Below are 21,628 nucleotides of genomic sequence, written 5' to 3'. Positions count from 1 at the left end.
TAACCTTCTAATTGCAATTTAAATAAGTGGTAAGCAGGCTGCCGTTAGGCAGCCTGCTGCTGTCAGAGCAAGCGGAAGGCAGTGGGGACGCCAAGTCTGAGAATGTGAGTATGCCAAGTCCAAGCATTCATACAATCAAACATGGGAACAGCACACGGATAATCATTAATGAGGAGAAAGCGAGGCTGAATTTATGAGGGAACAGCTGCTGGAGCGGCTCAGGAGCAAGTCTGTGCAGCAAATTTTTGGACAGCGGGGCGAGGATAAGGGCAAGGCTTCCGATCAGCCGTTGAAAAGTGAATGGGAGGCCGGAGGCGTGAAATTTGCTGCGGCTGAAGGGAGGCTGGAGGGCGTACATGAGGAGGCTATGCGCCGCTTGCTGGATTGTATCGTGCCGACGGGGAGTAATCCGGAGCCGATTTTGCATGAGGGTGGCGTCTACTTAGGGTGCTGGCTGGAAAGCACGGGTACGATTAACGCAGAGCTGCTGTCCCGGTTTATACCTTCTGTATCGGAGACGACTTATCTCTCCTTTGCGGTGTTTCAGCGGGAGGATGGCCTGCTTCCGTATAAAATAACGGAAAATGGGCCGTCTTACCGGCAAATTCAACTGGTGACGCCGCTTGCCCGCAGCGTCTGGAATCATTACGCGCTGCATGGGCGTGACAAGACATTTTTGAAAACGATGTATGACGCTATGTCCCGTTATGACGACTGGCTGGCGGCTCACCGCAATACGAGAGGGACGGGCTGCGTAGAAGCGTTTAGCACCTTCGATACGGGCCATGATTTGTCGCCCCGCTTCTGGCATGTGCCAGATACGCCGCATTTGGGAGATGCCGCGCTTTGTCAGCCGGATTCGCCGATTTTGCCATTTTTGGCTCCTGATTTGACGGCTAACGTATACTGCCAGCGGCAGTATTTGGCTGTAATAGCAGAGGAGCTGGGGCTTTCCCCGGAGCAATGGAAACGGAAGGCGGATGCCTCGCTTGCAAGCCTGTTCAAATATTGCTTTGACGAAGCGGACCATTTCTTCTATGATCGCGACCGCCAGGATGAGCTGGTTAAGGTCCAGTCGGATGTGCTGCTGCGGGTTATGGCCTGTGAGGTAGGCGACCGCGATTTTTTTGATACGATGCTCAGGCGCTACTTGCTCAATACGAGAAAGTTTTTTGCCAAATTTCCCTTCACGTCCATGGCGATGGATGACCCGCGCTTTGATCCGTTTTCCAGCTATAACAGCTGGGGTGGCCCGTCCAACTTTCTGAGCATCATTCGCGCTCCCCATGCGTTTGAGAAGCATCAGCGTCATGTAGAGCTGACGTGGGTTATGTATCCTCTCGTATCGGCGATGGCCAATATGACGCGGTTTTCACAAGCGCTTAGCCCATGGACTGGGGTGGAGGGCTATACGGAAACGTATTCGCCGGCGATTTTGAGCGTACTGGATTATGTGGAGCGGTTGTGCGGTATTTTGCCTACGCCGGATGAAATGCTGTGGTTTACGGGGCTGCTGCCTTATGCGATGGATCATGGCGAGGAGCCTGCGGGCGGCGGTACGGCCTACAGTCGAACGGTGAATGGACAGACGTTTGAGCTGCTCAACATGCGTGAGGAATGCATCATTTATTTGGATGGGCAGGAGCATATGCGTTTCCCGTCCGGCATTCGCGTCGTCACGGATCGGGCTGGCAGGCTAAGCGGCATTATTGGGATGAGCGTAAGGACAATTAAAGGGGCTATTTACTACGATGGAGCGAAGCTCGCTTTGGAGATTAAGGGGAATGAACAGCTTCGTTATACAGATGGGGGGTTAGAAAAGGAGCTTGATATCGGAATGATTTATCCAGCATATGGGTGAATAAAACAGGCAGGAGGTAGTTGGCCCTCATTTTGCAATATAGGTATTCATATAAAGCCACCATATACTCAGGAGTTGCTGCTTTGGCGGCAGCTCTGCAATGAAAACCGGATTTTTAATCAAAAAAGACGGTTTTTTTGCTATTATTTCACAAAAAAGAACGTTAATATCAAGTTGAAAGCGCATTCAACAAATACGCAATGGCCATTAAACATAGAAGCAAGGAGGGATGAAGGCCTCATAACGAACAGACAGCTTGGGATCGTACAGCAGGATGCGGTATTTTGTAAACGCTTACTTAAAATGAGGGTAAAAACGGATACGCAGTTTAACCGAAAGTCGAATCTTGTTGTGAAACGGACAAGCAAATCATTGGAGAAAATGGGGGGATTTTTTTATATGTTAAGTAGTAAAAAAAGGCTGATGTTTCTGCTGCTTGCCGCAGCGGTTTTGTGGACCACTGTTTTGCAGGGTCTGCCGCTTGGCGTTCAGACGGCATACGCAAACGAAGCGGAGCAGCTGGTGAAGAAGTTCGACTTTGGCACAGCTTCAAGTCCTGTTAAGGAAAGCTTTATCGGCGTAAGCGAATCGCAGCTTTATACGGCTGAGGCTGGCTATGGGCTGAGCATCGCGCTGGCATCCCGGAACCGCTCTGGCGGCGATGAGCTGACGAATGATTTTGTCCTCGGCACCTCCTTTTCGTTTTATGCGGATTTGCCTAATGGCAAATATGATGTCACGGTTTATTCGGGCGATTTGCTGACCGGTACAAGCACGACTAAAACGAATATTGCCTTGGAAGGAGTCGCATCTGGCACGCTGTCTACGCGTCAGGCGGTCGTTCATGGCACGTACCGGACAACGGTAAATGACGGGCAGCTTACAGTCGATATTTCGGCAACTACAGGCTACGCTTATTTGAACGGCATCGTCATTGAGCAGGTAGTAGCTGCTGCGCCCGAGGCGCCGAGCGGGCTTGCGGTGAGCCGTGTGACACCGCAGGATGTGACGCTTGCGTGGAGCCAGGCCGCAGATGCGGTTAAATATAAGCTCTATCGCACAGAGGGCACAGCCGCTCCCGTCCTTGCAGGCGAGACAGCAGCGACCTCCTATGTGGATACAACGGTTGTCGAGGGGAGCAGCTATAGCTACTTCGTTGCCTCCGTCAATGCTGCCGGGCTGGAGTCGTCCTTAAGTGCCCCTACCGCTGTGGTTACAATACCAGCGCTTGAGGTACCAGCGGCACCAAGCCATCTCAGCATCAGCGCCGTACAATCTTCGGCAGTCGTGCTGGGCTGGACGGTTGTCGAGGGAGCGGAAGGCTACAAGGTGCTGCGTGCCGATACGGCAGCAGGTCCCTTTGTAGAAATTGGCCAATCGGCGGTGCTTGCCTATACAGATGCAGGCGTCGACACGTCTGTACCACAATTTTACACCGTGAAAGCTTTTAACGTGCGCGGGGAGTCGGAAGCCTCTGCTGTTGCAGAGAGCGCTGCCTATGTGCCGCCTACTACGCTGCCGGAAGGCGATACCATTCGCTTCGATTTCGGTTCGGGCGAGCTCGCTGACGGCTATGTCCGTGTAACCGCCGAGACCGCCTATACATCTGTGCTGAAATACGGCTTTACCGACATTTCGAATATCGGTTCAGGCAACCGTGGAACAGCTGATCCGCTGCGTTCAGATTTTGTCACGCCTGCGAGTGGAACCTTTAATGTTGATCTGCCTAATGGCGATTACACCGTTTCGCTCATTGCAGGAGATGCGGCCGAAGCATCCGAAATCGCGATCAAGGCCGAGACCATGCAGAAGGTACAGTTGACCAGCAAAGCAGCTGGCCAATACTTAGAGATGGACTTCCAGCTGGCGCTTGTGGATGGGCAGCTCAATCTTGCATTTACCGGGTCCGCGCCCAAGCTGAATGCTCTTGTCATCAAGAAGCAGCAGGAGCGTCAGGCCGGAGAGCGGCAGACGGTATATCTTGCGGGGGATTCTACCGTTCAAACCTATGATCCCTACTGGGAGCCACAGGCTGGTTGGGGCCAAATGCTGCCGCGCTTCTTCAGCAATGATGTTATTTTCAAAAATCATGCCATTGGCGGACGCAGCTCCAAATCCTTTATTGTAGAGGGCCGTCTTGATGAAGTGCTGCGGACGATTCGTCCAGGCGACTACTTCCTTGTCCAGTTTGGCCACAATGATGCGACGATTAGCATCCCAGAGCGCTATGCTTCGCCCGCTGACTACAAAAACTATTTGAAAACCTACATTAACGGCGCGAGACAGCGCGGTGCGACGCCGATTCTCGTAACACCGATGGGCCGCCGCGATTTCAATGCGGAAACAGGTATTTTCAATGTAAGCTTCCCGGAATATGTACAGGCAATGAAGGATGTGGCGACCGAGCTGAATGTAGAGCTGGTTGATCTGAGTGCGCTCAGCATTGCCTATTACAACTCGATTGGACCGCAAGCTTCCTTGTCCGTGTTCCTCCATGTGGAGCCAGGCATTTATGGCGCTTTCCCGAACGGCTCTGCGGACAATACGCATTTCCAGGAGTATGGGGCGATTCAAATTGCTCGCCTGCTGGCTGGCGGCATTGAACAGCTTCCAGTACCGCTGGCAGACTTTGCCCGCGAAATTGAGCAGCCTGATGCTGTGCCTGATGCACCAGTTAATTTGGCTGCGGGCAGCGTCAGCAATGCCGGTGCGGTGCTGAAGTGGAGCGCTTCGGACAACACCGATATTTATAAAATCTACCGCAAGCTGGCTTCCGAGCCGGAATCGGCCTACGCCATGATTGGCACAGCAACGGTGCCTACCCTAACAATTGGCGGAATGCTGGAGGGCCAATCTTATACGGTGCGGGTAACGGCAGTTAATGGCCGGGGCGAATCGCTGCCTTCCAGTGAAGTGTCCATAACGACTAAATCGGCACAGTACCGTTTCGATTTTGGGCCGGTAGGAGCACCGGTTGCAGCAGGCTATACTGAAATTACGCGCGATGTGCTGTATACACCTGAGCTCGGCTATGGGCTGACGAACAGCACAGGCATGATCGACCGCGACAGAGGTACGGGCACCGATGACCTGCGGCGCGATTTCGTTGCTTATTTCAATGCCAGCTATGAGTTTAAGGTCGATTTGCCGAACGGTTCCTATTCGGTCAAAACGTATACGGGAGACTGGATTGGCTCCACACGCACCAATGTGAATATCGAAGGCGCAGATTATGGCACGATCACTTCCGGGCGAGCTTCTATTGCAGAGCGAGTATTCAATCAAATTGCAGTGAAAGACGGCCAAATGAACCTCGTATTCAGCGGCCAAACGGCCCATTTGAATGGCTTGGAAATTACGCCGCTGCTGCTGGCGCCGACAGGCTTTGCCTTAACGGGCCTTGAGCTGGAGAACGAGCCTGTAACGGCAACTCTTGCATGGAATGCAGTGGACGGTGCCGCGGCGTACCGTGTATACCGGCAGGCTGCTGTAGCTGCAAGCGCTGAGCTTTTGACAGAGACCACTGCACTTAGCTTTGCTGATACCACAGCCGATGTCGGTCTGGATTATGTGTATACGGTGACAGCGGTTGACGACACTGGATTTGAGTCGGTAGGCTCCAATGCGCTTGCCGTGTCGATGGTTGATCCGAATGTGCCGAAGGCGGCCATTCCGACAGGCTTGACGCTTGTGGAAACGAACAAAAACGATCTGACTTTTAACTGGGATGCGGTTGGTAATGCAAAAGTGTTCTATGTTTATCGCGCAGTGAAAGCGGATGGCGACTATACGCTGATTGGAAAATCGGCGGAAGCTGTCTACACCGACACTACGGTGCTGACGACAATTCCCTACTACTACAAGGTTGCATCTGTGAATGCGGGCGGTATTTCCGAGCTGTCTCAGAGTCTGGAGACGCCTGCGGTGACCGTATTGTACCGCGATATGGAAAACTTGGACCGTGCTCCGGTCGCAGTGAAGCAAGGCGAGGGCAATTACATTGGCTGGCGAATGCTGGGCCTTGATCCTTCGTCGATCGCATTCAATGTATATCGAGACGGGGTACAGGTAAATGCCGAGCCAATTACAGGCAGTACGAACCTGCTTGACCCAGCGGGAACGGACAACTCCGTCTACCGGGTAACGACTCTGCTGAACGGCGCAGAAAAGCAGGCGACCGCAGATTTCGGTGTTTGGACGCAATCTTATTTGTCCATTCCGCTGCAAAAGCCTGCCGATGATTATACCAAGGACGGACAGCCATATACGTACAATGCGGGTGATGCCAGTGCCGGCGATCTTGACGGCGACGGGGAGCTGGAAATTGTATTGATGTGGACACCATCCAACAGCAAGGATAATTCCCAGGCGGGTTACACAGGCATCGTCTACTTGGATGCCTACAAAATGGATGGTACACGGCTGTGGCGCATCAATATGGGGCCAAATATCCGCTCCGGCGCACATTATACGCAGTTTATGGTTTATGATCTCGACGGAGATGGACGCGCTGAGGTAACGATGAAAACAGCGGATGGAACGATTGACGGCCTCGGTCGTGTTATTGGTGATCCGAGTGCCGATCATCGCAATAGCAGCGGCTACGTGCTGCTGGGGCAAGAATTTTTGACCGTATTTAATGGTTTGAACGGCGGCGCGCTGGATACCGTTGCCTATGATCCGCCGCGCGGCGATGTCAGCGCCTGGGGCGATGCATACGGAAATCGGGTAGACCGTTTCCTTGCGGGCGTCGCCTATTTGGACGGTGAGCATCCGAGCGTTATTTTCAGCCGTGGTTATTATACAAGAACCGTTCTGGCTGCCTATAACTTCCGTGACGGAAAGCTGACGCAGCAATGGAAATTTGATTCGAATACGGAGGGTTATGGATCGTTTGCCGGTCAGGGCAACCACAACTTGTCAATTGGCGACGTGGACAACGATGGCAAGGATGAAATTACGTTTGGCGCAATGGCGATTAACGATGACGGCAAGCCGCTTTACAACACAGGGCTTGGTCATGGCGATGCTTTGCATTTTGGCGATCTGGACCCTACGCGTCCGGGGCTTGAAGTGTTTGGTGTACACGAGCATACGGATTCCAAATACGGTATGGAGATGCGCGATGCAGCGACGGGAGAAATCCTTTGGGGCGTCTTCACCGGTATAGATACCGGACGCGGACTGTCAGCGGATATTGATCCCAACCATATCGGTGAGGAAATGTGGTCGGCTACAATTACGAATGAGCAGCACATTCCCATCACTGGATTGTACAATGCCCGCGGCGAGCTGATCACAACCAAAATCCCTTCCTCGACCAACTTCGGCGTATGGTGGGATGGCGATTTGCTGCGCGAGCTGCAGGATGGCAATCGGATCGACAAGTGGGATTACACGAATGAAACAACGGTCAACCTGCTTACGGCGACCGGCGCTTCTTCAAACAACTCGACGAAGGCCAATCCGAGCTTGCAGGCCGATCTGTTCGGCGACTGGCGAGAGGAAGTCATGTGGCGTTCTACGGACAGCTCAGAGCTGCGCATTTATACGACGACCGATGTAACGGAGCACCGCATTAGAACGCTAATGCATGATCCGGTATACCGACTAGGTATTGCTTGGCAAAATGTAGCCTATAACCAGCCGCCGCACACTAGCTTCTATTTGGGAGCAGGCATGGAGGAGCCGCCAATGCCGCGCATTCAGTATGTGGGTGCGCCGCAGGAGGAGGATACAACTCCTCCTGTTATTGCAGGGCTTCCGCCGCAGCAGATGACCGAGTCGGACAGCTGGACGGTGGCGGTAACGGCAGAGGACCCGGAATCGGGCATTCGAAGCTTGGCGCTGTCTTTTGACGGCAATTCAGTAGCAAACGGTGAGGTGCTGTCTATGGCGGGACTTGCCGGAACGCATACCTTTACAGCAACAGCGGTCAATGAGGCAGGGCTGCAAGCCACACAAACCGTGGCCATAACCGTGACGGGAGCAGAGAAGGCGACCGGCATCCCGGGTACGCCTGTGCTTTCCGACAATAACGGGCATGACAATGGTCTGCTGGATGGCAGCTATAAAGTGACGATGAACCTGTGGTATGGGCAAAATGGAACGGTATATAAGCTGTACGAGAACGGCGAGCTGATTGAGACGAAAATATTGAGCGACAACTCGCCGTCTGCACAGTTCTCTTCATTCGACATAATAGGCAAAGCAAACGGTACGTATACGTACACCTGCGAGCTAATCAATTCTTTCGGTACGACCAGCTGCACCCCTCATACTGTAACGGTTAAGGACGCTTATCCAGGCCAGCCGGTGCTGTCCAATGACAATTGGGATGGGGATGGCAGCTACAAGGTATCAATGAACATGTGGTGGGGAACGAACGCCACGGAATACCGTTTGTATGAAAATGGTACGCTGATTGATACGCAGACACTGGCGGCGAATACGCCTGGCGTGCAAAGCGCATCCACGACAATAACGGACCGCGCTGTAGGCACCTACGCTTACCGCGTCGAGCTATCCAACGATAGCGGGATTACGGAAAGCAGCCAGATGGAGGTTAACGTAACCAAATAGGAAGAGCAGCAGCAGCCTGCCTTGGGCGGATTAATCCGCGCCTGAGGCAGGCTGTAGGCATTGAACAAGGCATACGATAGGATAGCCAGACCAGAAAGTGGGCTTCTCAAATAAGGCGGGGATTAAAACGGCAGGAGAGCTTCATTTTTCATAGGAAGGTGTAGGTCGCTATTCCCTTTGAAATATGGTGATGAAGCTTTAAGCTTAGTAGACCAGATTTAAGATAGGAACAGGAGAACCCATCATGCGCATAGCCCTGCAAATACTAGCTGTCCTTGTTATGATTATCTTTACGATTTCCCTGATTTATCCGAGATTTATGTCGATGTACAAGCGGTGGCAGAAGCTAAGTCTGCTTGTTATTGGTGGATTTTTGTTCGTACTGACGTTATTGGCGGCGGAGGATTTTAATGTATCTACACAATCGAAGACGTGGGAGCTGATTGAAAGCTTGTTTGAATAAAAACGTTTAGCAGAATGACCTGTGGTTATTAGACGAGGGTGAGGTTGCGCTTATCGAAGCTACCGGTATATTATCACCGGGCTGCCTATAGGGCAGCTTTTTTTATTTATGTTGACGGCAACATATTTAAATGGTATCTTGTTTTTAATCAAATATGTTGACGACCACGTAATTGAAAATGAAATCAGTTCGGTAACACATTTTCCCGCAAGCTTCTCTATATTCAGCAAGGCTCGTTCACATTATAGAAATGCAGGGCAGCCGCATCTTTAGAAACCTAACTGTAAATTTTAATAAATATTGAGTGACAAAGGAGAGATAAGCATGTCTAATAAGTCAATGCAAGCCATTCTGGTCAATGAATATGGTGGTCCAAATGTTTTGAAGGTAGAAACGGTTGAACGCCCCCAACCGCAAACGGATGAAGTGCTCGTTCGCATCGTATATGCTACGATTATTCCGCTAGACTATAAAATCCGTAACGGTTGGCTCCAAGAGGTTTTTCCTGTAACCTTCCCCTACATTCCTGGATTTTACGCTTCCGGAGTAGTCGAAGAGGTAGGGCAAGGTGTAACGGATTATAAGCCCGGTGATCGTATTTTTGGCAGTATTAGAGGAGCCTACTCAGAATATGGCATTGCAAAAGCCCAAGAGCTAGTCAAGATGCCCGATATACTCACCTTTGAAGATGCAGCAACGATTAAAGCAGGAGCCGAAACAGCTTGGAAAGCGTTGTTCACTGAAGGCGAACTCCAGTCTGGCCAAACCGTTCTTATTCATGCAGCAGCAGGCGGCGTTGGACAGTTTGCCGTTCAGTTGGCCAAATGGAAGGGAGCGACCGTGATCGCTACGGCTTCAACCTCTAACGTGGACTTCGTCAAGTCTTTGGGGGCGGATCAAGTTATTGATTATACGATGACGGCTTTCGAAGACGTCGTCCAAGAAGTGGATCTGGTCGTCGATTCCATTGGAGGAGAGACCGAAAATCGATCATGGGCCGTTCTTAAGAAGGGAGGGATTCTCGTCTCTTTGACTCAGGCCCCATCGCAAGAGAACGCTCAAAAGCATGGCGTTGCAGCTAAATTTAACACCAAATTCCCAACACACGCGAATCTGCAGACCTTAACCGAATTAATTGCGGGCGGTACGATTAAAGCAGCGATCGATTCCATATTTCCGCTAAATGAAGCTAATAAAGCACTGGAGAAAAGCGAAGCAAGACATGGACGCGGAAGAATTTTGCTGCACATAAACTCAATCTAACAACAGCATGTATGAAATAGAAGTTAGGATGATAGTAAAACAAGAAAACAACACAAGTGAATTTCACACTTAGTGTTGTTTTCTTCATTTACATCAAGCTATTCTGGGTAATTGTATTGTTCCACCCTCCGGTCAAGCCGGAGGGCAGGCTCAACCTTGAAACGCTCTTTGGACTAGGTGGCATCCTGCTGTTCCAGCCATCTCAAAATCACTTGGTTTGTTTCTTCCGGCTTTTCTTGCTGGATCCAATGACCGCAATCCAAATTCACCACTTCCACATTGGGCACGAACTCTGTCAGGTTTTCAGATTTCGTAACCGCATCTCGATCTCCGTAGATCATGAGGGTCGGCTGTTGGATAATTGGGTTCACGTCTGCTAATAAGCGCCAGTTGCGGTCAAGGTTCCTGTACCAATTTATGCTGCCCCTGAACCCTGATGTTTCAAAGGCGGATACGAAAACGGCCAGATCGCTGTCGTTCATTAAGGGCTCGCCGAGCGGTGTTTCCGCGTTGGCAAGATTGATCATCGCCATGCCTGGCTCAGATGCTCTGAGAGGCTCGTTCTTGCGGTACAGGTTGCGAAGAAACCGAAACGTATTCTTATCCAATACGGCGTCTGCGACACCTGGTTGTCGATTGAAGTGGACGAAATAGAAGTCGCCGCCAAGTATTTCTTCCATGAACTCGATCCAGGGTTTTTCTCCGCGCTCTTGGTAAGGCAAGCTCAGATTTATCACTTTGTTTACACGGTTTGGATGCAATAAGGTCAGTCCCCAAACGACCATTGCACCCCAATCATGACCGACAAAGGTGGCATCTTTGTATCCGTAGTGATCGAGAAGTGCGATAAGATCACCCGATAAGTGTTCAATGTCATAGTCTGTTACTTCGGTTGGACGGGATGAGTTGCCGTAACCCCGCTGGTTTGGGACGATGACGTGGTAGCCCGCGGCGGCAAGGGCGGCCATCTGATGGCGCCAAGAAAAGGCATGCTCTGGCCAGCCGTGACAGAGGACAATGGGTTTTCCGACATTTTGTCGGCCTGCTTCAAAGACTTCGAGTTCCACACCGTTGACTGAAATAAGAGTCGGCTTGGGAAAATCGGTTGGATTAAACATTGCAATTCCTCCTTCTTGTGATACATGTAGTATAATGGACAAAAGGTGACATCTTGTTGTCACCGTTCTGAAATCATGTAGAAAAAAAGAGGGCAATTATGGACAAAGTGGAGAGACTCATTGCGATTATCATGATATTGCTGAAAAAAGAGGTTGTTTCTACAAAGGAATTTACACAACTATTCAATGTTTCCAAAAGAACGATCCTTCGCGATATGGAAACATTGAGCTTATCGAACATCCCGATCTACTCGGTCAATGGGGTCAAAGGCGGCTACGGCATAATAGATGAATACAAGGTTGATAAACGCCTTTTAAGCAGCTCCGATTTACAGAATATATTAATTGCACTTGGCGGATTGGAACAAATCCTCCTTACTGAAGAAGTTGAAAGGACGATAAAAAAAATAGAGGCAATGGTTAGTCCATTGTCTCTGAATCGTTCCATTCAACTGTCGTTTTATGATTGGGAAGGTCGGTCCGAGATTCTTGAAACGTTAAAGACATGTCAAGAATCCATTTTAAAGAAAAGGCTGGTTTCATTTGATTATACAGATAAAGACGGGGCTGTAACGAATAGAATGGTCGAGCCCTATGAGCTGCATTTTAGCGAATCGAGTTGGTACTTGAAAGGATTCTGTTTACATCGACAGGGATATCGAACATTCAAGCTATCCCGGATCGATCATATTACGATGGATGAACGCGCGTTTCATCCTAGAGAAGATTGGTCAGAGCAAGGACACGAAGCAAGTTATCTACCGCCATTCGTCACAATTAAGGCATGGATATCGCCTAGCATAAAAGATCAAATCATCGAAAGGTATGGTCGAAGAAGTATTGAAGACCATAGTTCTGGATTTTTATTAGCAACCATTTATGTCCCTCAAAATCATATGGGATTTCAATTTATAGCAAGCTTCGGCACTCATCTAAAAGTTGTAGAGCCCAAAACCTATGTTGAAGACTTTCGAAATTATTTATATCAAATGATGGAGAACTATTCCTGATAAAGGTCTCGTCTCGGCATAGGCCATATATCGACAAATAAATGTGTTAAACTACTAAAAAGAGAATCGCCTATCTATATTAAAGAATGTTAAACAACTGGATGTAGGCAGGTATTACGCCAAACAAAGGTAGAAAGGAACCGCCATGAATAGTTCCCTGAAGCAACTGATGAAATCATTATTAGTACCAGCGATTCCCGGTGGAATCATTACCATTCTTATATTTTATCTTGATTACTTCCAATTCGAGCTTGTTGATAAATTTCTACTGTTTGCGGCTTTCGTCATTGTACCTCTTGTGATTTTACTTTTGAACCATGACGAAAAGAATAACCATCAACGAATGCTTTATGCTGCTATTAAATGGCTTCAATTTCCCGCAGCGCTTCTTACCCTAGCCTCCGTAATGAGCAATAAGATGTGGGGTTTAGGAAGCACGGCAACACCAGGGGTTCTCTCCCTCGGGTGGCTACTGTTCACACTGCTGCTGGGCATCTATGGCTTGACCACTATTGTGATTCATAAGGGGAAAACAGCGGAAATAGCGATTGGCGCGGGGCTTGTTTATTTTTTTATCGGGGGCATTTGGTTTACCCTATATCAATATCAACTTGACCTCTTTCAAGCTAATCCTGCAACGCACGCGTTAAGCTCGGTCCACTTTCATTTTTCATCTGCTATCGTTCCGATTTTTATTGGTGCTCTGGGACGGATCATGACGAAGAAGAGCTGGTATCCTTGGGTCGTTGCCATCGATATTATCGGACCCATATTGATCGCTATTGGCATGATTTTCTCCAAGCCCATTGAGTACATTGGTGTCACTTTGTTCGCCTGTAATATTGTGGTTTATACCACTTATCTCCTTGCTTACTTGAGGAGGAACGCTTTACACAATAAGGCAGCCTTCTTTTTACGCCTTTCTTGCATAGCCTTTTACACGGTTGTCTTCCTTTCCATTTTCTATCCGTTACTGAAAAACATGTTTTCCTTAACCATACTCGATTTCATTCCCATTTACGGAGCTCTGCATGCGTTTGGTTTTGTTTTATGTGGACTGATTGGCTGGGTGTATATGGTAGACTCTATTAAGAAAAAACGCTTACCTACGAGAATAGATGAGTGATCCACTTTTGTGAATGATTACATACAAAACCAAACGGCCTCAGTCCCAATGAATTTAGGACGAAGGCCGCTTAACAATCTTTATTTTTTACACTGTTTTCTCTGTTTTCTCCGTTACCATCAATTATGATACGGTTCCCCGGAGATAATCTTCAACTAAAATGGCGTTTTGTTTTTAATGGAATTTAGAGCCGTTCATTTGACAACACCCCCTAAAAGCATCATCGGTAACCCATCGGGGTTTCCCAATGTCTACTCCAAGAGGTGCATTTCACTCAAGCAGATGGCTGCCCTGATCAGAATGAAGAAAGGCATCTGGATGTAATTTTAAGCGTCTCTGTCGTATCAACAATTCGATTGTGTCCGTTGCAAGAGGGAGGTGGAGGGTAGTGGATAAGTTATGAGCTAAGAGTTCACCTGTGGAGGCATCCAGAATGGTTGACAAATAAGCCATCTGGGAGTAGCCATACGGCAGGTACGTAATATCGGTTAGCAAGACGAGACCTGGAATACCCTTCTTGAAGCCTCTACGATGAAGTGCCTTTTTGATTAAAGCACCAGCCTCCAGGAGTTTAATCTTCGCTTCTTGCTTGGCAATCATCTTCCCCTAGGGATAAGGAGCGTTTTGAAGAACGTAGAGCAGCTACTTTACGCGAGTCCGCCAGTCCCGTAATTCCATCTTTCTCATAGGCTTTCTTCCATCGATCCGCACCTTGCTCGACTCGTTTCATTACAAGCATCTCCACATCGAATCCGTTCGCCTCGAATATCTCTCTGGGGGACTGAACAGACAAATATTGATCAATGAACAGACGTTTGAATTCATCGGCATAGGCAATCGATTTTTCACTCACTCGCAAAACATACGGATTTGACGCAAGTCGTTCACGTTCGGTTTGATTGAAAAGCTTTTTGCTCATTTCGCTCGCCTCCACTGTTGTCTTCCGTATACAAAAAGGTACCCATGCACTAAACACTTTTTTTAAAGTGTCCAGTGTATGGGTACCAGATTAGTCTTCTAGTCCTTGTGTTGTATTTTTGTTCGTTTCTTTCCTAACTGCTCTTCAACCTCAGCCCAAACCAAATAAATAATACCTAAGATTAGTGCATATTTACTCCACCTTAAAGGCTCAGGACCAATATAGCTGAGCATATTGTGAAAGAGCTCCTCGTTCCAAGAAGCTATATTGGATCCAAATATTGCAGCGCTAATATAGCGCGTCCCATATAGAAATGCTGAGATGGACATTAAGGTGACGGCGGTTTTCCTTTTATTCACTGTTATCCTCCTGTTTTTTAATTGTAGTATTATCAAACAAAAGTGTAATCTATTTACTTTTTAAGTATATCCTTTATTACAAGTGAAAGCCAGCAGCTACATACCTAGTAACCATACATTGAATTTTAGTTGTAAATGAGAATAGACAAGTTTTGTACGGTTGGTAACAGCTATTAGTAGAGTTGGTGAAATCTTTTCTAAAAATGCCTATATCACATGATTATGTGATATAGGCATTTTTACCTGTTTAGCCTGGTGTTTATTCTAGAATTAGGACTACTGAATCCATACTACGAAATCCATGTCGTTACTAGTCGATCTCCACGAAGATCCTGAACCAACTTTTGTAGTCGAAAACAGACCTCTATCCCAAACTTCGAATCCTGTAATCTCAATTCTTGGGTAAGCATCTAAAATTAAGAATTTACCTTTTGCTACTGCTCTGTACTCTGATCCGCTGATGCTCACTGATTTTGCAGCACCGATGGTGTAACCTACACCAGCACCTACAATATCATTACCGACTGAAACGTCCGCGCTAAACTCGGAATATACGGAGTCGGTTGTATTAATTTCAACTTTCAAATTAGAGCATCCGCCATCAATACTGCATAATATTCTACCTCTCGCGATACGGTTTGGGGAAGTGCCAGTGCTGACCGTGGTCTTCTTTACGAAGAGTCCAAGACCAAAAGCTTTGCTTGATGTATCACTAGGCATATTATTATCTGGGTTGTTCTTATCACCGGTTACGGAAACACGTTTAATGCTTACCAATTGCGCATTTGGGCTAGGTTTTTCAAGACCTGCTTGTTGAATGTAAGATTCCGGGTCAAAAGGTATAATTTCTAAACTACCATCCTCATTTTCAATGACCGTTGCTACATCTTCTAAATTTTGAATGGGTGCTGGGATCAGCGGTGTAACTACGTCTGTGGCAAAAGCTGAGGCAGTGACAGAGAGTGATAACACAGCAATTAATAGGGTTCGTAAAGCCAGTTTAAACAAATAAGAACCTCCTAATTTTTTATAAACTAAAAATATCATATATATACCAATATATCAAATATTTATATAAATTAGAAAATGGAAGTAATATTTAAGTGACCGAAAATAAGGGGAACCAAAACAAGATTTCTCCCTATTTGTGATAAGGCTCTCCTTTCCTCAAACGCTTCGTGACTACCTTCGTGATATTTCCTCATCCAAACCTCAATCCGATCCGTCCTTCTTCGGTATACAGACCGATAGCTTCTTCTTTCAATGACTCCGGATAGTGTTTAAACTTCTGTCCTTTTGTGATGGCATAAAAATGCACCCCGTAGAATTTCATCGAATAGACCAGAAATTTAGTCGATGAAATTCTACGGGGTGCACTTCACTACATCGTATACGGATCATCTCTTAATTTAGGCCTAAGCCTCTTTTTTATAGTGTCCTTGACAGAGAGCCAATTTACTTAGGCATATGGCTACTTCCTATTTCCCTGCCCCGCCTATCCTTCCTCACACCAGCTTCTTACGCACATAGCCGGAGATGAGATCAATAACGGTAATCATCACAACGATGCCGAGCAAAATAATGCCGACCCGCGGCCAGCTTCGGGTACTTAGCGCGAAGATAAGCGGCGTTCCGATGCCGCCAGCGCCAATGACGCCGAGTATCGTAGCCGAGCGGACGTTGATTTCAAAGCGATACAGCGTGTAGTTCAGAAAGCCCGGCAGCACTTGAGGCAGCACAGCGAACCAAAGCTGCTGCATACGCGTTGCTCCAGAGGCGAGCAGCGCCTCGGAAGGGCCGAAATCAATATTTTCGATATCGTCCGCAAACAGCTTGCCGAGCATGCCAATCGAATGCAGCCCGAGGGCAAGAACGCCGGCGAACGAGCCTGGTCCAACCGCTTTAATAAACAGAATCGCCATAATAATTTCAGGAAACGTCCGAATAAAGCTGAGCATGATTTTGCCCGAGCCGGAAATCGGCCGATATTTGCTCATATTGCGAGCGGACCAGAAGGCGAACGGAATGCACAGTACAGCCGAGATCACTGTACCGAGGATCGAAATAGCCAGCGTATCCAGCAGCCCCCGCAGCAAGTCCTCGCCTTCCGGCAAGTATACATAATCCCAATCGGGTGAAAAAATGCCCGCCATAATCGACTTCATAATTTGGCCTGCCGTTTCTTTAAAGCCAGTAAACGGAACGCCAGAGAACGCCCAAATGTAAACGAGCGCGAGCGCAATAATAATCGGCCACCGAAGCGGATTTTTCCGCGGTTTTTGGATGAGATAATCCCCATTTTTCGTCGTCATAATAGTTTCTCCCGCAGCTTCGTGCTTGCAAAATCAATAAAAAGCACAATGGCCAGTGTAAATAAAATAATAACGGCGGTTTTGTCATATTCGAGAAAGCCGAGCGTCGCTTCATAAAATAAGCCGATGCCGCCAGCCCCAACAAGGCCGAGAATGGCTGCTGCCCGTACATTAATTTCAAAGGTGTACAGTACATACGACATAAAGGCAGCCGAAATTTGCGGAACTACGCCAAATACGATGCGCTGAATAGCATTTGCCCCAACCGCCGTCATCGCTTCAAGCGGTCCTTGGTCTATCGTTTCCAGTGTTTCATAAGTAAGCTTGGCGATTAAACCGACCGAAAACACGGCAAGCGCGAGAATGCCCGGCACTGGCCCAAGTCCGAAAACCGCGACGAACAGGGCGGCGAGCAGCAGATCGGGCAGCGTCCGCACCAAATTGAGCAGAAACCTTGCCGGATAATATACCCAGCGATGCGGCATTAAATTGCCCGCGCACAGCAGCGCCACGGGTATGGCGATAATCGCGCCAATCGTTGTACCGACTAGTGCCATGCGAATCGTCTCGAGCATACCGTCCACAATATTATCAAAGTAGGTCCAGCGGGGAGGAAACATTTCGCGCAGCAGATCGAGCATGTTCGGAAAGCCCTCAATCAGCTCCTTAAAGCTCACTTCTGTCTGCACGGCACTGCCCCAAAGCAGCAGCAAAATAAGCAGCGCAGTCAGCACATGCTTCGTGCGCGTTGGCGGCAGGGGACGGGCGGTCTGTCTCGTACCAGACTCAAGCGGGTTTTTCATGCCGATACCTCTCCCAGCAGCTCGCCTTCAAGAAGAGGCCTGCCATAAATTTCGGCAAACCGCTCGTCCGTGGCTTCAGCTACGGGGCCGTCAAATACGACCTCGCCTGCACGCAGCCCGACAATTCTCGTCGCATATTGCCTCGCCAAATCGACAAAATGAAGATTTACGATCGTCGTAATACCCAGCTCCTGATTAATTCGTTTCAAGTCATCCATGACTTGCTTCGTAGTAAGTGGGTCTAGGGAAGCGACAGGCTCGTCCGCCAAAATGATTTTGGCCTCCTGTGCCAGCACTCGGGCAATCGCGACACGCTGCTGCTGTCCGCCAGAGAGCTGATCAGCGCGGGAGTAAGCTTTTTCCAAAATATTAACTCGCTCCAGCGCTTCAAACGCCAAATCCACATCCTCCTTAGGGAAACGGCCGAATATGGTGCGGAGAGTGGAGTGGTAGCCGACGCGTCCCGCCAGCACATTGCGCAGCACGGTGGAACGCTTGACGAGATTAAAGCTTTGAAAAATCATGCCAATATCGCGGCGAAGCATCCGCAGCCCATGGCCTTCGGCACTCGTAATCGAGCTGCCGTTAATGAGGATATCGCCCTCGCTAATGTCATGCAGCCGATTAATCGAGCGCAGCAGCGTAGATTTGCCTGCACCGGATAATCCGACAACCGCAACAAACTCGCCTTGTTCGAACGTAAGATTAATATGATTCAGACCCTTGGTCTGATTGGGATACACTTTGGATACTTGACGAAGCTCAATCATGACTTCATTCCTTTCGATTCAAGTTCGATTCAAGTTTGGTTCGAGCATAGCGGGCAGTAATACAACAAGCCAGCACAGCGCACGCTTACGCTGAACTGGCTTGTCCTGTCCTGTGTCGCACTGTGCAGGACGAAAAATCGTACTACTCGGTTTTTACTTTTTCATTGTATTGGCGAACGATATCGAACTTACTGTCATCGGATTTCACATAGCCTTCATGGGAATAAATTTCTTTAATGATGGCGTGTCCTTCTGTATCTTTGCCGATATCAATAAAAGCCTGTGTAATTTTAGCCGCCCAGTCCGCGTTAATGTCGGAACGGACAGAAATCGTATCGTTAGGAATCGCTTCTGTAAACGAAAGCACACGCGTATCTTCGAACACGGTAGGATAATCCTTCATGACGGTATTGCGGGCATCCTGGAAAATCGCCGCAGCATCCACATCGCCGTTGAGCACTGCGATAACGCCTTGGTCATGGCCTTTAACCGTTACAGGCTGTACATCGCTAAGCGGGTTCAGGCCCTTGTCCATCAGGAGCGCAGCCGGCCATACAAAACCAGCGGAGGACGTAACGTTCTGGTAGGCGATTTTTTTGCCTTTAAGCTCTTCAACCGATTGAATCGGAGAGTCTTTTTTTACAACAATCAAGGATTTGTAGAAGTCGACGAGCTGATCGGTAGGAGCGCCGGTCTCATCATTTACGCCAAAGCGCTGTGCCTGCAAAATAACTTCAGCTGCGCCTTTTTCTTTAGCCAGCACATAAGCCGTTGGAGGCAGGAAGCCTACATCTACCTTTTTCGAGGCCATGGCTTCAATAATCGTGTTGTAGTCAGTCGATACGCTAACCTTTACCGGAATGCCAAGCTTGTCTCCCAGGAGCTTTTCAAGCGGCTTTGCTTTTGCTTCAAGCGTGTCTGCATTTTGTGAAGGGACGAATTGGACAGTCAATGTTGTAGGCACATAGCCTGTGTCTGTACTTGTTGTTGGTGCTGGCTCAGTTGAGGCAGCTGCGGATGGGCTTGAGCTTGGACTAGCGGATTCGCTGCCAGCCGAACCAGTGGTATTGTTCGTTCCGCAAGCTCCAAGCAAGAGCGAAGTCAGTAACAGAGGCAACATAAAGGCATACATCTTTTTCAATCAAAAACCCTCCAAGAGATTGTATTTTTTGACACTTGCTTACTATATTCAATCTATATTTGCGGAGTATCAACGATAAATGAATTATTTGTAAAATAACCTTCTGTACTGCTCAGTTGAAAATGATTTTGCTAAAATAGTTACATCGGCACAATCGATGCTGCAACGAGGGAGAGGCTTATTATGACGCAAACGAACAAGTACACTTGCGATATTATATTGACTAGCGATTTGCACGGAGCAATCCGTCCGATTCATTACCCGATCAATACCTACAGCCATAACGGACTGGCTTTATTGGCAGCCCGAATTAAGCAGGAGCGCGAACGGGCACCTGAGCTGCTGCTGGTGGACAATGGGGATTTGCTGCAGGGCTCGCCGCTGGCTGCCTACGCTGCTGCCTTTCAAAACAGCTATGAGACGCATCCTTTTATAGAGGTGTTAAATGAGCTTGGCTATGATGCTGCCGTTATGGGCAATCATGAGTTTAATTACGGCCTGGATATGCTGAACCGCGCCGTTCAGGCGTCGAAGTTTCCATGGCTGTCGGCCAATATCGTGGATGCACAAAGTGGAGAGCCCGCTTTTGGACCACCGTACATCATTAAGCCAATGGCTTCTGGCGTAAAAGTCGCCCTGCTGGGGGCCACCACCCACTACATTCCCAACTGGGAGCAGCCTCAGAATATGAAAGGGCTGCGTTTTCTAGATGCGTTAGAGACGATTCGGACATGGGTCCAGCACATACGCGACAAGGAGCAGCCGGATATCGTTATAGTCAGCTATCACGGTGGCTTCGAAAACGATCTTGCAACAGGTCAACCAGCCGAACCGCTGACGGGTGAAAATCAAGCCTATGCCATTTGCCGTGACGTGGAAGGCATAGATGTATTGCTGACCGGGCATCAGCACCGTTCGTTTGTGGAGGAGCTGCATGGCGTCACGATTGTGCAGACGGGCTATAATGGGTCAGCTGCTGCCCATGTTGCGGTACAACTGGAGCGGCAGGCCGAAGGACGCTGGGAAATGACGAGCAAGCGGGCTGAGCTGCTTTATCCAGAGGAGTCTGCCTTGCCTGACGCCGCGGTTCTAGGGCTTACCGATGAGCTGGAGCAACGCACGCAAGCTTGGCTGGATCAGCCGATTGGCGAAATCATTGGCGAGCTGTCTATTCAAAATGCCTCTAAGCTGAGGCTGGCTGCCCATCCGTTTCTTGCTTTTGTCCATCAGGTTCAGATGGAGGCTACGGGGGCGCAGCTTTCTAACGCTGCTTTGCTAAGTGAGGAGGCGCGCGGCTTTGGGAAAAAGGTGACGATGCGGGATGTATTAGCGAATTTTATCTATCCGAACACGCTTACGGTACTGGAGCTAAGCGGGCAGGACATTCGGGCTGCGTTGGAGCAGGCCGCGTGTTATTTTTCACTGGACGATCAAGGGGAGATTATGGTTAATCCGTTATACATGGAGCCGAAGGCGCAGCATTATAACTATGACATGTGGGCGGGCATCGACTATGAGCTGGATATTTCGCGGCCAGAGGGAAGTAGGGTCGTCAAGCTTGATCGCGACGGTGAGCCGTTGCAGATGGACGCTCAGTATTCGGTTGTGATGAACAGCTATCGTGCGGCTGGCGGCGGCAATTATGCGATGTATGCAGGGAAACCGATCATCTTTGCAGGTGATACGGATATGGCGATGCTCGCAGAAAATTATATTCGCAAGCATCAGCCGCTGGATGCGCCTCGTGCGGGGAATTGGAAGGTAAGTTGTTAAATAAAAAAATGCTCTCGTGTTTCCTTAAAAGGAAGCGCGAGAGCTTAATGTGTGAGCAAGAAATTATAAGCAAGTGCTTCTGTCCGGTGCTATGAGCTTGCCGCCAGCTTAGGCAGAACTATTTGTTT

General features: G+C 48.8%; 16 protein-coding genes. 7 read left to right on the top strand and 9 right to left on the bottom strand.

The genetic code is table 11. The features are described from left to right. The first annotated feature begins 193 nt into the window (after window positions 1-193). The 4 genes from AC50YG_RS27880 to AC50YG_RS27865 all read left to right on the top strand — a co-directional run bounded on the left by AC50YG_RS27880 (window position 194) and on the right by AC50YG_RS27865 (window position 10,169). Entirely contained in the window at window positions 194-1,861 is a 1,668-nt protein-coding gene (locus AC50YG_RS27880) for an MGH1-like glycoside hydrolase domain-containing protein (protein WP_494831712.1), read from the top strand. Between the two features lie 399 nt (window positions 1,862-2,260). Then, entirely contained in the window at window positions 2,261-8,443 is a 6,183-nt protein-coding gene (locus AC50YG_RS27875; RefSeq protein ID WP_494831710.1) for a rhamnogalacturonan lyase family protein, read from the top strand. 244 nt (window positions 8,444-8,687) lie between these two features. Beyond that, window positions 8,688-8,906 (top strand): hypothetical protein, encoded by a 219-nt coding sequence (locus AC50YG_RS27870; RefSeq protein ID WP_494831708.1) that lies wholly within the window; start codon window positions 8,688-8,690, stop codon window positions 8,904-8,906. 324 nt (window positions 8,907-9,230) lie between these two features. Continuing rightward, window positions 9,231-10,169, top strand: coding sequence for an NADP-dependent oxidoreductase (locus AC50YG_RS27865; protein WP_494831706.1), 939 nt, complete (start codon window positions 9,231-9,233; stop codon window positions 10,167-10,169). Between the two features lie 173 nt (window positions 10,170-10,342). On the opposite strand, the gene AC50YG_RS27860 is transcribed toward AC50YG_RS27865, so the two are convergent. Then, a complete protein-coding gene (locus AC50YG_RS27860; protein WP_494831704.1) occupies window positions 10,343-11,287 on the bottom strand; it encodes an alpha/beta fold hydrolase in 945 nt (314 codons plus the stop codon). 98 nt (window positions 11,288-11,385) lie between these two features. Here AC50YG_RS27860 and AC50YG_RS27855 point away from each other — a divergent pair, with 98 nt between their 5' ends. Next, window positions 11,386-12,297, top strand: coding sequence for a helix-turn-helix transcriptional regulator (locus tag AC50YG_RS27855; RefSeq protein WP_494831702.1), 912 nt, complete (start codon window positions 11,386-11,388; stop codon window positions 12,295-12,297). A gap of 145 nt (window positions 12,298-12,442) precedes the next feature. Then, window positions 12,443-13,423, top strand: a complete 981-nt coding sequence (locus AC50YG_RS27850) for a YndJ family transporter (RefSeq protein WP_494831700.1) — start codon at window positions 12,443-12,445, stop codon at window positions 13,421-13,423. A gap of 270 nt (window positions 13,424-13,693) precedes the next feature. On the opposite strand, the gene AC50YG_RS27845 is transcribed toward AC50YG_RS27850, so the two are convergent. The 8 genes from AC50YG_RS27845 to AC50YG_RS27810 all read right to left on the bottom strand — a co-directional run bounded on the left by AC50YG_RS27845 (window position 13,694) and on the right by AC50YG_RS27810 (window position 19,727). After that, window positions 13,694-14,023: a hypothetical protein gene (locus AC50YG_RS27845; protein ID WP_341283122.1), complete on the bottom strand. Its 330-nt coding sequence runs from the start codon at window positions 14,021-14,023 to the stop codon at window positions 13,694-13,696. Next, the gene (locus AC50YG_RS27840; RefSeq protein ID WP_494831698.1) at window positions 13,995-14,342 is read right to left on the bottom strand and encodes an HTH domain-containing protein; all 348 of its coding nucleotides are present in this window, start codon (window positions 14,340-14,342) and stop codon (window positions 13,995-13,997) included. Before AC50YG_RS27840 ends, AC50YG_RS27845 begins: the two co-directional genes overlap by 29 nt. Window positions 14,343-14,440: 98 nt before the next feature. Then, entirely contained in the window at window positions 14,441-14,701 is a 261-nt protein-coding gene (locus AC50YG_RS27835; protein WP_341280396.1) for a hypothetical protein, read from the bottom strand. A gap of 276 nt (window positions 14,702-14,977) precedes the next feature. Next, complete coding sequence (locus tag AC50YG_RS27830) at window positions 14,978-15,709, bottom strand: hypothetical protein (RefSeq protein ID WP_494831696.1); 732 nt, start codon at window positions 15,707-15,709, stop codon at window positions 14,978-14,980. Between the two features lie 497 nt (window positions 15,710-16,206). Continuing rightward, the gene (phnE, locus tag AC50YG_RS27825; RefSeq protein WP_494831694.1) at window positions 16,207-17,013 is read right to left on the bottom strand and encodes a phosphonate ABC transporter, permease protein PhnE; all 807 of its coding nucleotides are present in this window, start codon (window positions 17,011-17,013) and stop codon (window positions 16,207-16,209) included. After that, window positions 17,010-17,816: a phosphonate ABC transporter, permease protein PhnE gene (gene phnE, locus AC50YG_RS27820; protein WP_046234170.1), complete on the bottom strand. Its 807-nt coding sequence runs from the start codon at window positions 17,814-17,816 to the stop codon at window positions 17,010-17,012. The genes phnE (AC50YG_RS27825) and phnE (AC50YG_RS27820) overlap by 4 nt, the downstream gene beginning before the upstream one ends. Beyond that, entirely contained in the window at window positions 17,813-18,586 is a 774-nt protein-coding gene (gene phnC, locus AC50YG_RS27815; protein ID WP_494831691.1) for a phosphonate ABC transporter ATP-binding protein, read from the bottom strand. The genes phnE (AC50YG_RS27820) and phnC overlap by 4 nt, the downstream gene beginning before the upstream one ends. Window positions 18,587-18,728: 142 nt before the next feature. Further along, window positions 18,729-19,727, bottom strand: coding sequence for a phosphate/phosphite/phosphonate ABC transporter substrate-binding protein (locus AC50YG_RS27810; protein ID WP_341280402.1), 999 nt, complete (start codon window positions 19,725-19,727; stop codon window positions 18,729-18,731). Between the two features lie 183 nt (window positions 19,728-19,910). Here AC50YG_RS27810 and AC50YG_RS27805 point away from each other — a divergent pair, with 183 nt between their 5' ends. Beyond that, on the top strand, window positions 19,911-21,500 hold the full coding sequence (locus AC50YG_RS27805) for a bifunctional metallophosphatase/5'-nucleotidase (protein ID WP_494831689.1): 1,590 nt from the start codon (window positions 19,911-19,913) through the stop codon (window positions 21,498-21,500). The last annotated feature ends 128 nt before the right edge of the window (window positions 21,501-21,628 follow it).

It is taken from the genome of Paenibacillus sp. J31R34, from assembly GCF_059383715.1.
This window is presented reverse-complemented; position numbering and strand designations above follow the sequence as displayed.

Coding starts and splice junctions, on each gene's coding strand:
- AC50YG_RS27880 (WP_494831712.1), top strand. CDS start 194: ATGAGGGAACAGCTGCTGGAGCGGCTCAGGAGCAAGTCTGTGCAGCAA.
- AC50YG_RS27875 (WP_494831710.1), top strand. CDS start 2,261: ATGTTAAGTAGTAAAAAAAGGCTGATGTTTCTGCTGCTTGCCGCAGCG.
- AC50YG_RS27870 (WP_494831708.1), top strand. CDS start 8,688: ATGCGCATAGCCCTGCAAATACTAGCTGTCCTTGTTATGATTATCTTT.
- AC50YG_RS27865 (WP_494831706.1), top strand. CDS start 9,231: ATGTCTAATAAGTCAATGCAAGCCATTCTGGTCAATGAATATGGTGGT.
- AC50YG_RS27860 (WP_494831704.1), bottom strand. CDS start 11,287: ATGTTTAATCCAACCGATTTTCCCAAGCCGACTCTTATTTCAGTCAAC.
- AC50YG_RS27855 (WP_494831702.1), top strand. CDS start 11,386: ATGGACAAAGTGGAGAGACTCATTGCGATTATCATGATATTGCTGAAA.
- AC50YG_RS27850 (WP_494831700.1), top strand. CDS start 12,443: ATGAATAGTTCCCTGAAGCAACTGATGAAATCATTATTAGTACCAGCG.
- AC50YG_RS27845 (WP_341283122.1), bottom strand. CDS start 14,023: ATGATTGCCAAGCAAGAAGCGAAGATTAAACTCCTGGAGGCTGGTGCT.
- AC50YG_RS27840 (WP_494831698.1), bottom strand. CDS start 14,342: ATGAGCAAAAAGCTTTTCAATCAAACCGAACGTGAACGACTTGCGTCA.
- phnE (WP_494831694.1), bottom strand. CDS start 17,013: ATGACGACGAAAAATGGGGATTATCTCATCCAAAAACCGCGGAAAAAT.
- phnE (WP_046234170.1), bottom strand. CDS start 17,816: ATGAAAAACCCGCTTGAGTCTGGTACGAGACAGACCGCCCGTCCCCTG.
- phnC (WP_494831691.1), bottom strand. CDS start 18,586: ATGATTGAGCTTCGTCAAGTATCCAAAGTGTATCCCAATCAGACCAAG.
- AC50YG_RS27805 (WP_494831689.1), top strand. CDS start 19,911: ATGACGCAAACGAACAAGTACACTTGCGATATTATATTGACTAGCGAT.